Origin of the sequence: Niallia sp. HCP3S3_B10, from assembly GCF_052064465.1 — a bacterium.
In the GTDB taxonomy this organism is placed as follows: domain Bacteria; phylum Bacillota; class Bacilli; order Bacillales; family Cytobacillaceae; genus Niallia; species Niallia hominis.
Map to the genome: position 1 here is coordinate 23,108 of NZ_JBQHVO010000058.1, position 10,369 is coordinate 33,476.

Below are 10,369 nucleotides of genomic sequence, written 5' to 3' on the forward strand. Positions count from 1 at the left end.
CCAAAGACCAATCAGTAATAGAAGTTCCGAGTTCCTCACTGATTGATCTGATTTTACCATTATTATGCTTCTATTAAAAATATATCAAAATAATTAAAATATTATTGACGTATACAAGAACTGCTGAATCAACATCTATCAAATTATCAGAATGCAAAAAAAAGGGACAGCTCTTTCATTCTGATTCCCTTTGTCTATAACTTTGAGGCTTTTTATCTGTTTCTTATTTTCTAATTAATAGTGCTCCATGAGCGTTTACTATTTGTTCTTCCAATCGAATATCTTTTTTTCCCCACAAATCTCGCACTACTTTACTCTCCCCTATAAATCTATCAGATAAATCTCTGGGGATATCCAGATTAGCCTCACCTATATTAAAGAAAGCGACGTATTCCTCTTTGTCACTACGCCCTTCCCAAACAACCCAATTATCATCACGATAAATTTGTCGACGATAATTTAAGGTATGATACATATTTAATACTTCTTCATTTGTAAATAAGCTTAAAGTAAAACCATCAATATCTGGCAATGTTCCTCCATACATTAATGGAGATTGAAAAATGGTCCATAAACTCATTAACAAATACTGTTCGTCCTTTGTAAACCTTGTCCAGTTATCTCCCCCGCCTCCATCAACAGCACGAATCCCAATATGACCTAATGGCAACATATCACAATCTGGCCAATTTCCTTTTCGAACATAGGAAACCCACTCTGCTGCTCGATCAAACATACAATATAAAGCATCCCAGTGATCCCAAAAGTCATCCGTTAATCTCCACATATTAGCATGATCTTGCAAAAATGTTCCATTTTTTACTTGTGCTGGACCAGGTGATAAAGAAAGAACAATCGGTCGTTTTGTTTTGTCTATTGCTTTACGAATAGCCGCGATCTCTTTTTTATGGGCATCATCATATAATCTTGAATAAGCAATATCATCCACTTTAATGAAATCCACTCCCCAAGAGGCATAAAGCTCCATTAAAGAGTCATAATAAAGCTGTCCTTCTGGCAAATCAACGTTAACCCCATACATATCCGAGTTCCAAGGACAAATATTGTTCATGGCAATATCTCTAGCCCGTTTATCTGTTCCCTTAATAGCAGTATTTTGATGAACAGCTTGCCGAGGAATTCCACGCATGATATGAATCCCAAATTTCAATCCTAATTGATGAATATATTCCCCTAAAGCCTTAAAGCCCTGACCCTGCTTAGAGGAAGGAAATCGATTCTCTGCAGGAATTAACCTTGAATATTCGTCCATATTTAACGGGAAAAATTGATTATACTTAGTCGATTTAGCTTCTGGCTCTGCCCATTGGATATCAACTACGATATACTCCCACCCAAACGGTTTCAAATGCTTGCTCATAAATAAAGCATGTTCTCTCACTTCTTCTTCTCTAACAGAAGCACCATAACAATCCCAACTATTCCAGCCCATAGGCGGAGTCTTAGCAAAATCTAAAAATGTCATATGTTTTTCACCCCAAAATATTTTGATAACGATTTCATTAACAATGATATTATAATAGAAGAAAAAAGGCTTAACCTATTTTTTAAATAAACGCTAAAAGAAAGATATTGTCGCATTTTTTATTTAGAAAGGTGATCATATGAGTATCTATAGAAAAGATTGTCGTTACGCAAGACTGACTGCATTTTATGCTCTTAATTTATCAAGTTTTAATATGGACACACATCAGCATTCTTCCTGCGAAATTATGTATGTAACAACTGGTAGTTGTGAAATAACAGTAAATGATCAAACATTTTTATTAAAGGAAAAGGAGTTTATTTTCCTTGATTCCTTCATTCCTCATAAATTATTAGTTACCCAACCCTGTACTGTACTAAATATTGAGTTCTCAATTGGATCTGAGGTTAGTGACTTTGATTTAGAGCCACTAAAGAATGCCTCTGAATCATATAAAGAAATTTCATTAACAAAGCCAATATGTATAGTATCGAACGATTCTCGAAGTTTAGGCTATGCTATTAAAGATTTAATTAATCTCATGACCAATACTCATGCTAAAACATCTGAATTTACTTTTTTAACAAATATTCTCTTTCAAAGAATGATACTGGAGCTATTTCACGCACTTACCATAGATAATAATGCAAAAGGAATGCGCTACATTAATAAGGCAATTACATTCATTCATGCTAATTTAGAAGACGACCTCAATGTTCCTAAAATAGCCGAAGAAGTGGGGATTAATAAGTCTTATCTCCACAAGCTTTTCAAAGATTATACAGGCTATTCTATTAATGAATTTATATCTAAAAAAAGACTTGAACGAGCCTGCTTTTTACTAATCAACTCAAATAAAAGGATAACGGAAATCGCCTTTCAAGCTGGTTTTAATAGCAGACAGTATTTCAGCAATACTTTTGAGAAACATTTTTCTATGTCTCCTCGAGATTACAGAAAGCTTCATGGACAGACTATTGAAAGTTCAACCATTAACGGTCAATTAAGATTAGATGGTAATAACAACTGGTTATTGTCTAAAATGAAGTAGGAAATGAATCATCTAAAAATATATTTGAGTTTAAATCATCACAAAATAAAAACAGTAGAAATAGCCTGGTCGCTTTTCTACTGTTTTTATTAAGAGAAAAGATTATTATCGGAACTGTCTCATCTCTCTTCTTATTTCACTAAGCTTTCGACAACATCGTCAATAATTTGCGTATTAGCAATTGGTCCAGAGTATAGCCAGCTTGTATCTGGTCCATATTCGTAGATATTTCCATTTTTCACAGCCGGGATATTAGACCATAAGGAATCTTTAAGTAATTCTGCTCCTTCTCCGTCACTGTTAATTAAGAATAAGTGATCTGCATCAAGTTGTGCTAATTTTTCTAATGAAATGGTGGACCAGTTACCTGTAGCAGTAGCTGAAATTTCTTTTACTACTTCTGGTACCTTCAATCCCAAATCTCCATATAGTACAGCGCCACTAGATACATTTTCTCCAACAATAAATAATTGATTAGAAACAAGCCAGATTGCTGCAGCTGATTCATCCTTTATGGATTCTTGAATTTTTGTTTTTGCCTCTTCAGCTTTTTGGTTATAGTCTGATAATACCTTCTCTGCTTCTTCTTTTTTCCCTACAACTTCACCAATTGTTTGTAATCTTGTGCGCCAATCATTATTATTTTCTTTGGCAACTACATACGTTGGAGCAATCTTCGCATATTGATCATATTTCGCCCCTTCCACTGCTGATGCGGAAGACATTAATACTAAATCAGGCGTAAAGCTAGATACTGCTTCATATGGTAGAGTTGAGTCAATTGTTGGAACTTCCTTTAAGTATTCTTGTAGGTAATCTTGAACTCCATTACCTTCTTGAATAGACCATTGAGCTACAGGTGTCACACCTAATGCTACTAAATCATCTTCCAAATAGGAGCCGATAATACTTTTAGGCTCTGCTGGAACCGTCACTTCATTTCCAATCGCGTCAGTTAGTGTACGTTCCGAAGATCCGTTCTCTGTATTGTCATTTTCTTCTTGACTATTATTATTTCCACATGCTGCTAGAACAGTGAAAACCAGTAGTAAACAAATAAATAATATTGATTTCATGTTGCGATTTTTCATTATGTATCCTCCTAATTGGTTATAACTTGATTATAATTGAAAACGATTATCACTTTCAATATTAACATCGATTTCCAACTAATTTTATAGTAAAATTAGTTGATAAGTTTACCACAGTTATTTATTATTCAACAATTTACATATTTTATTATCTCTATTTATCGGAAAGTGGGTTCTTCATGACTAAAAGCCATTCTTTAGAAAGTGACAAAGCGACAATATATAGACCAAAATCTGCAGCATTAGTTCTCGTAATCGGCATCCTTTTCCTTTTAATTTCTATTTGCTTGTCCATTATTTTAGGCGTAGCAGACATTAATCTATCAACCGTTTTACAAGGAATTTTTCATTTTGATAGCACTTCAACTGCCCATCAAATCATTTATCGTTTGCGTTTACCGAGAGCACTTGCAGCCACTTTTATCGGTGCAAGTCTTGCTGTTTCTGGTGCAATCATGCAAGGGATGACGAGAAACGCACTTGCTTCCCCTTCTATTATGGGGGTTACTTCTGGTGCTATGTTCACGGTATCTATCGCATTTGCCTTTATCCCTGTTGTTTCAAATACGGTTATTATGCTATTTGCTTTTGTCGGTGCAGGTTTAGGCGCAGCCTTAGTTTTTTTAATTGGTGCTCTTTCAAAAAGAGGATTAACGCCTATGAAATTAGCTCTTGCAGGTACAGCCATTAGTGCACTTCTTGGGTCTATTTCAACAGGAATTGCCCTTCGTTTTGATGTCGCAAAAGATATTAGTTTTTGGTATGCAGGAGGAGTGGCAGGAGTACAATGGATTAATGTCCAATTGCTTATCCCTGTAGCAATTATAGGATTGATCTTGGCGTTTTTCATTAGCAAATCGATTACAATCTTAAGCTTAGGAGAGGACGTTGCTTCTGGTTTAGGGCAAAAGGTCGGTTTTGTAAAGCTATTAGGCACCATTGTAGTCTTGCTTTTAACTGGAGCTGCCGTTGCAGTCGGCGGAACCATCGGGTTTGTTGGACTTGTTGTCCCCCATATCGTTCGTTTTATTGTAGGATCAGATTATCGATTAATCATTCCTTGTTCTGCAGTTGTAGGTGCTCTTCTATTAGTATTGTCCGATGTAGTCGCCCGTTTGGTTCACCCACCTTTTGAAACACCTTTAGGGGCAATCACCGCAATAATTGGAGTTCCTTTCTTTCTTTATTTAGCACGTCGAGAAGGGAGAGGTCTATAATGCTTTCTTCCAAATCAAGTAAGACTAAATTATTTATCGTTAGTACGATTCTTATTGTGGCGATTATTTGCGTATTCTTTCTTAGTCTAAATATCGGCACGATTAAAATTAGTCCGATTGAGATTATCGAGGCCTTTACAGGCAAAGGCTCCACCCAAACTTTTAATATTTTATATAATTTTAGGCTACCCCGATCAGTAATCGCGATTTTAATTGGAATCGGAATGGCTATTGCTGGGGCAATTTTGCAAGGAGTATCGAGAAATAGTTTAGCGGATCCAGGGATTATAGGTATTAATTCTGGAGCCGGTTTTGCCGTTATTCTTTATATCTTCTTTATTCAAGGAAGTGTTTTTCAATCAGGACCTTTATCTGTTTATATTATGCCATTTTTCGCCCTTGTTGGAGCATTAATTGCTGCTGCATTAATTTATGTTATCGCTTGGAAGGATGGGGTTACACCAGTTCGATTAGTTTTGGTTGGTATAGGAATTAACGCTACATTTGGTGCCTTGATTATTATTTTTCAATTGATGATGGATCCTCGCGATTTTACGCAAGCGACTATTTGGCTATCGGGGAGTATATGGAGTGCTAGTTGGAGCTATGTTCTTGCTCTTTTACCTTGGATACTAATTCTTGTTCCGATTGCTATAAGTAAATTTCAATCCATCAATTTATTGCAGCTAGGAGATACTCTCGCCAAAGGGCTTGGTGTATCCATTGAAAGAGAACGAGGATTACTTTTACTAATTGCTGTAGGACTTTCAGGCGCTTGTGTTTCTGTTGGTGGTGGGATATCCTTTTTAGGACTCCTTGCCCCACATTTAGCAAGAATGCTGGTTGGCCCAAAAAACCAACGTCTCCTGCCAGTTGCAGCTTTAATAGGAGCCCTTCTCTTATTAACATCAGATATAATCGCAAAAAGCCTAATGGTTGGCTCAGAAATCCCTGTCGGCCTTGTGCTCTCCTGCTTAGGAGCACCTTATTTTATCTATCTTCTTATTAAGGAGTAATAGTTATTAACTCTTTTTGGAAAAATTAAAGTTTGGTGCAAATACTAGAGGTCGTTATCATTACACGTTGAATATGTTATACTATTTTTGTCCTTTATAGGATATGCCTCCTTCCTTGGTGAGATATTGTGGTCGGGAAACCAACTTTATCCTACCATGGAGTGAGGCATTTTTTGATCGATACTACATGCTTTATGGAATCCTCTGGAGTTTCTAGAGTTAGATTCGTCCTTTTTTACACCTCAAGCCCCTCTCTTTTTCTGTAGTTCACGGATAATTTGTTGTTCTTGTTTGTCAAATTTATAAAATAGTAGTGCGATAATGGCTAGAGTACTACATATTGCTGGTAGCCATATAAAGTTAAATTCTATGGCATGTAGAGAGGTCGCTGTTTGTTGTTGATTAGCAACATAACCACTTGCAGAAAGGACTGCTGCAGTTATAGCACCGCCTATTTCCATGCCAAATTTAGTACCAAAGCTCGATGCAGATGTTAACAGTCCTGCTGCGCGCACATTATTTTTCCACTCACCAAGGTCTACAGTATCTGCTAGCATCACGGAAATTAATCCTAAGATGAATCCGGTTCCAAACTGATAGAAAAATTATCGATATCTCAATGGAAGTTGGCTTTGACACCCCAAGCTATTTCATCAAAATGTTTAAACGCCAAAAAAAATACACACCTTCCAAATTCCGCAAAGGCGGGGAGATAGAGGGACGTCTTTTGTAAGAACTATTTATCCAAATCTTTTGACCTTTTACATAGTTTGGATCACTTATTTCAACGTCGTAGAAGAAAATATATATTAGAAGGGATTAGTTGAACAACGTTCCTCAGTAGAACCGTCTCTCTGTGGATATCCTAACCCTTACCTAATCAAAAGCGCATGAACTTTGCGGATTTTTAATTTTGAAATGCCTGCTGACTTATTGGTTCCTTTGAAATAGCTTAGGTAGGATTCACCAAATAATTCGATGCGTTCGACTTTTTTTAGGTTTATCAGGAAGGAGCGATGGGTACGGTAAAAATACCATGGCAATCGGTCTACAAAGGATTGAAGGGTATCAGTTGTTTCATACATATTCTTGACTGTATGTATGATCGTTTTCCTTGCTATTATTTCTATGAATAATATATCTTCCAACTGTATGTAAACAAAACCATTATTTAATTTAATCAGGATTCTATTATCCGTTGCATTCTGTATATTCATAGAAAGAAAGTCTTTTACTTTATACAAGCAGGAAAATAATCTCGGAAAGTCAATTGGTTTTGGTAAATAACCAACTGCTGAGTAATTAAATGCTTCTATTGCAAGGCTCTTATCCCTTCCTATTAGGATTAGTTGAAAAGCGGGAAGAAACTCTTTATATTCGCTGTTAAAAAGAGTGGAATGGATGGATGGCAAGTCATAGTCGACAATAACTACATTCGGTTGTTTTAAAAAAATCAATTCTACTAAATCTTCACCAGTTTTTGTTTCACCTATTATTTCAAAATTAGAATGTATAGCAATAGATTCCCTTATAGAAACAATTATATCGGAATCCTTATCAGCTACCGCTATCGTTAGCGTTTCCATTCTCTCTCCTTTCTATAAAAGAACACTTCCCATTCATCTTGTACTTAATGTATAGGTAAGGAATTACTAATGGAGCAAACCATCTTTACATCATAAATCCTTATTCCAATTCACAAGAAACAGGATGCGTTTCCAATCCTCCTCTCTTGTAAATCCACTAAATGAATTATAACTAATTTTGTAACTTTTCCAATGACGATAGAATAAATCGCTAGTTTCTCCCATATATAATATAATATTTTCTTTTGTTCCATCCACTAAATTGGCTAGTTGATAGTCGGATCATTCTTCTGTTTATTTCTAAACCAGTATATTAAACAAGAATTTCTGGTTTCCCCAACAAAAAACCTTGTGCAAAAGGAACCCTTAACACCTTTGTCATTGCTAGATCTGTTTCTTCTTCAATTCCTTCCAAGATAATTTTCGTCTTTCCATCTGCAATATCTAATAAATGATTAATGAATTTTTGCTTTTCCGGTGAAAATGCTAAATTATTTGAAAAATAGCGATCTATTTTAATAATGTCAGGAGTTATCTCCATAATACTTTGGAAATTTGCCACTCCTTTTCCAAAGTCATCAATAGCTATTTGAAACTGATTAGCCTTTAGAATCGAGAGTCCTTCCTTAAATAATGGCATATCCCATAATGCTCTTTCTAAAATGGTTTCATTTATTTCAAAGACTATCTTTCCTTTCATCGTTGGAAAATTCCTTATTAATGTTGAAACAAACATTTTAAATTCTTTATTTAAAATGGTAGATGGAAAAATATTTACAAATAGGGGCCTTTTTCTTCTTAGTGAAAGAGATTGGAAGTTTTCAATTGTATTATGGATTAGAAAGGTATCTAATTCAAATAGATGATTTTCTTCTCTCGCCTCTTCAAAAAATGTTTCAATCGACATTTCTTGATCATTTGCAATTCGAAATAATGATTCATATCCAATTATTTCCCACTCTTTAATATTCCAGATCGGTTGATACACATGATAATAGTTTTTATCCTTTAATACGGTTATTTCATCCACGTAGGTTTCCTCCAAAATAGGGCAAAAATCATGATTATTTCCATTTTTCTATCCTATCTGTAAATTTACCTACTTTGTCATTAATTGTCTATTTAATATGTAGCATTTCAGACATAAATAGAGCCATTTTGGAATCCATTAAGTACTTTTTAAACAGGATAATCAACATTTTAAACCTTCTGCAAAATATCCTATTTTTCGACATAAACGTCCACGATTTGTCATACTATAACTAGATTCGATTCCTATTTAATAGGCAAAAGGAATTACATTTTTAATTGTATGCCCATTCTTCTTTTTACTTCATTAATTTTTAGCTTTGATATCTTCGCACCTCTTTCTACCCCATTAAAAGATGCGATAAAAGATTCTTTGGAAGAACGAACCTCGGCTACTTTTTCTAGATTAATAATATAAGAACGATGTGATAGCAGAAAGGTGTCATTTAATTGATATAGCAAATCACCGATGTTTTCCTGTGTTTCAAATACTTTATCCGTTGTGTATATATAAGATTTCCTTTCTATCTTCTCAATAAAAAGAATGTCCTCCTTTTTTATATAATGCATCCCTTTACTAAATTTAACTGGTAAATTATTAAAAGAAACCAGTTCCTTATTCTTATTTTTCCAAGCTATTTTTCGCTTGGCTTTTTCAGTTGCTTTATATAATCGGGATTTCTTTATTGGTTTTACAAGATAGTCCGTTGCTCCTAATTCAAATGCAGAAAATGCAAATTCTTCAGAATCTGCAAGAAAAATAAAAGGAATATCCAAATTTTGTACACTACATCGTTTCATCACTTCAAGTCCATTTAATAATGGTAAATCTATTTCTGTAATAACTAAATCTGGCTGCCACTGCAAAAGCTTATCCACTAACTCCATTCCATTGTTACATTCATCAATGACTTCTATTTGTTTATAAGCCTTTAGATAATAACGAATACATGCTTTCATTCGGTTGTCTTCATCAGCTATAATCGTCCTTATTGACATAATTTCTCCCTTCATAAAGTGCAGCATTGTACTAGCAAAATGCTACATCAAATGAGACGAGCATCCTTTTTTTATCTTTTACTTTTGTGAATAATTTAGCTAATATTAATATAACGTATTCCTTGCATTTAGTTAAGTGACTGAACTATTTTATCATCTTCCTTTACTTTGAACCAGTTAAATGCCTTAAATGCCTTTCTCCATACTTTTCTTCATGAAAAGCAGTTTACCGGGAAAATCTTTGACAAAAAAGTTAATTGATATAAAAACTTGTGATGAATAGTACTCATTGGATAAACCTCCTTACACAAAAACTAATACCATTTGTTTTTGCAAGTTCTATTTAATATAAAAAGAGCCAGACCCATATAGAGTCTTGCTCTGTCAAAAAATATTATCCAATAGCTGATTCAACATTTAAACTTTTCTTTTTTTTCCGCATCGTACACATTTATTGGAGTAATAGCTAAATTTATGGTGTCTTTTAAAAAAACAAATAATAGCACCAAATTTCATTTCCTCATCTCCATTCCAATAATCTGGTAATCCAGCCATCATAGCTGTTGCCTTAGATCTGTGACTTTGCGTCCCTCCTTTTCAGGAAAGTTTGCCTTTATACTGACTATTTTATATTCTTTGTACTATTTTATTATAAAAATATGGATGAAGAAAAGAATTTAGATTCAACAAATTTTGATATTTTTTGTAAATGAAGGAAAATTTTCGAAGTAATCACATGTCAACATTCTATTAGAAATATTATCCATCATTCTTCAAAATATAACAAATCAATCAATCTATCTGTTTGAGTCAAGTATTTGTGGGAGAAATTTTTTATCGTCGGAATTTCTCTCTTTTTCAGTGTGTTTGCTATCTCTATTGTTAACGCTTTCT

10 protein-coding genes and 1 riboswitch are annotated in these 10,369 nt (G+C 34.3%); of the genes, 4 read left to right on the forward strand and 6 right to left on the reverse strand.

Features of this window, described 5'->3' with window-relative positions; genetic code table 11:
* Positions 1-223: 223 nt before the first annotated feature.
* Positions 224-1,486: a glycoside hydrolase family 27 protein gene (locus ACTNDN_RS19650; RefSeq protein WP_235252291.1), complete on the reverse strand. Its 1,263-nt coding sequence runs from the start codon at positions 1,484-1,486 to the stop codon at positions 224-226.
* 139 nt (positions 1,487-1,625) lie between these two features.
* On the opposite strand from ACTNDN_RS19650, the gene ACTNDN_RS19655 reads away from it, so the two are divergent.
* Complete coding sequence (locus tag ACTNDN_RS19655; protein ID WP_109768518.1) at positions 1,626-2,537, forward strand: helix-turn-helix domain-containing protein; 912 nt, start codon at positions 1,626-1,628, stop codon at positions 2,535-2,537.
* Between the two features lie 131 nt (positions 2,538-2,668).
* On the opposite strand, the gene ACTNDN_RS19660 is transcribed toward ACTNDN_RS19655, so the two are convergent.
* Positions 2,669-3,628 carry an iron-hydroxamate ABC transporter substrate-binding protein gene (locus ACTNDN_RS19660; RefSeq protein WP_441131915.1) on the reverse strand — a complete coding sequence of 320 codons (960 nt, stop codon included), beginning with the start codon at positions 3,626-3,628 and terminating at the stop codon, positions 2,669-2,671.
* A gap of 179 nt (positions 3,629-3,807) precedes the next feature.
* Here ACTNDN_RS19660 and ACTNDN_RS19665 point away from each other — a divergent pair, with 179 nt between their 5' ends.
* On the forward strand, positions 3,808-4,845 hold the full coding sequence (locus tag ACTNDN_RS19665) for a FecCD family ABC transporter permease (protein ID WP_031539882.1): 1,038 nt from the start codon (positions 3,808-3,810) through the stop codon (positions 4,843-4,845).
* Positions 4,845-5,861, forward strand: coding sequence for a FecCD family ABC transporter permease (locus tag ACTNDN_RS19670; protein WP_235252288.1), 1,017 nt, complete (start codon positions 4,845-4,847; stop codon positions 5,859-5,861). Before ACTNDN_RS19665 ends, ACTNDN_RS19670 begins: the two co-directional genes overlap by 1 nt.
* 242 nt (positions 5,862-6,103) lie before the next feature.
* On the opposite strand, the gene ACTNDN_RS19675 is transcribed toward ACTNDN_RS19670, so the two are convergent.
* Positions 6,104-6,418 carry an MFS transporter gene (locus ACTNDN_RS19675; RefSeq protein ID WP_235252287.1) on the reverse strand — a complete coding sequence of 105 codons (315 nt, stop codon included), beginning with the start codon at positions 6,416-6,418 and terminating at the stop codon, positions 6,104-6,106.
* Positions 6,419-6,480: 62 nt separating this feature from the next.
* On the opposite strand from ACTNDN_RS19675, the gene ACTNDN_RS19680 reads away from it, so the two are divergent.
* Positions 6,481-6,594 carry a helix-turn-helix domain-containing protein gene (locus tag ACTNDN_RS19680; RefSeq protein WP_235252286.1) on the forward strand — a complete coding sequence of 38 codons (114 nt, stop codon included), beginning with the start codon at positions 6,481-6,483 and terminating at the stop codon, positions 6,592-6,594.
* 139 nt (positions 6,595-6,733) lie between these two features.
* On the opposite strand, the gene ACTNDN_RS19685 is transcribed toward ACTNDN_RS19680, so the two are convergent.
* The 3 genes from ACTNDN_RS19685 to ACTNDN_RS19695 all read right to left on the reverse strand — a co-directional run bounded on the left by ACTNDN_RS19685 (position 6,734) and on the right by ACTNDN_RS19695 (position 9,475).
* Positions 6,734-7,447: a LytR/AlgR family response regulator transcription factor gene (locus ACTNDN_RS19685; RefSeq protein ID WP_441131916.1), complete on the reverse strand. Its 714-nt coding sequence runs from the start codon at positions 7,445-7,447 to the stop codon at positions 6,734-6,736.
* A 313-nt stretch (positions 7,448-7,760) separates the two neighbouring features.
* Positions 7,761-8,477 carry an EAL domain-containing protein gene (locus ACTNDN_RS19690; RefSeq protein WP_031539876.1) on the reverse strand — a complete coding sequence of 239 codons (717 nt, stop codon included), beginning with the start codon at positions 8,475-8,477 and terminating at the stop codon, positions 7,761-7,763.
* A 266-nt stretch (positions 8,478-8,743) separates the two neighbouring features.
* A complete protein-coding gene (locus tag ACTNDN_RS19695; RefSeq protein ID WP_349205404.1) occupies positions 8,744-9,475 on the reverse strand; it encodes a LytR/AlgR family response regulator transcription factor in 732 nt (243 codons plus the stop codon).
* 538 nt (positions 9,476-10,013) lie between these two features.
* Positions 10,014-10,097: riboswitch (cyclic di-GMP riboswitch) on the reverse strand.
* Positions 10,098-10,369: the final 272 nt, after the last annotated feature.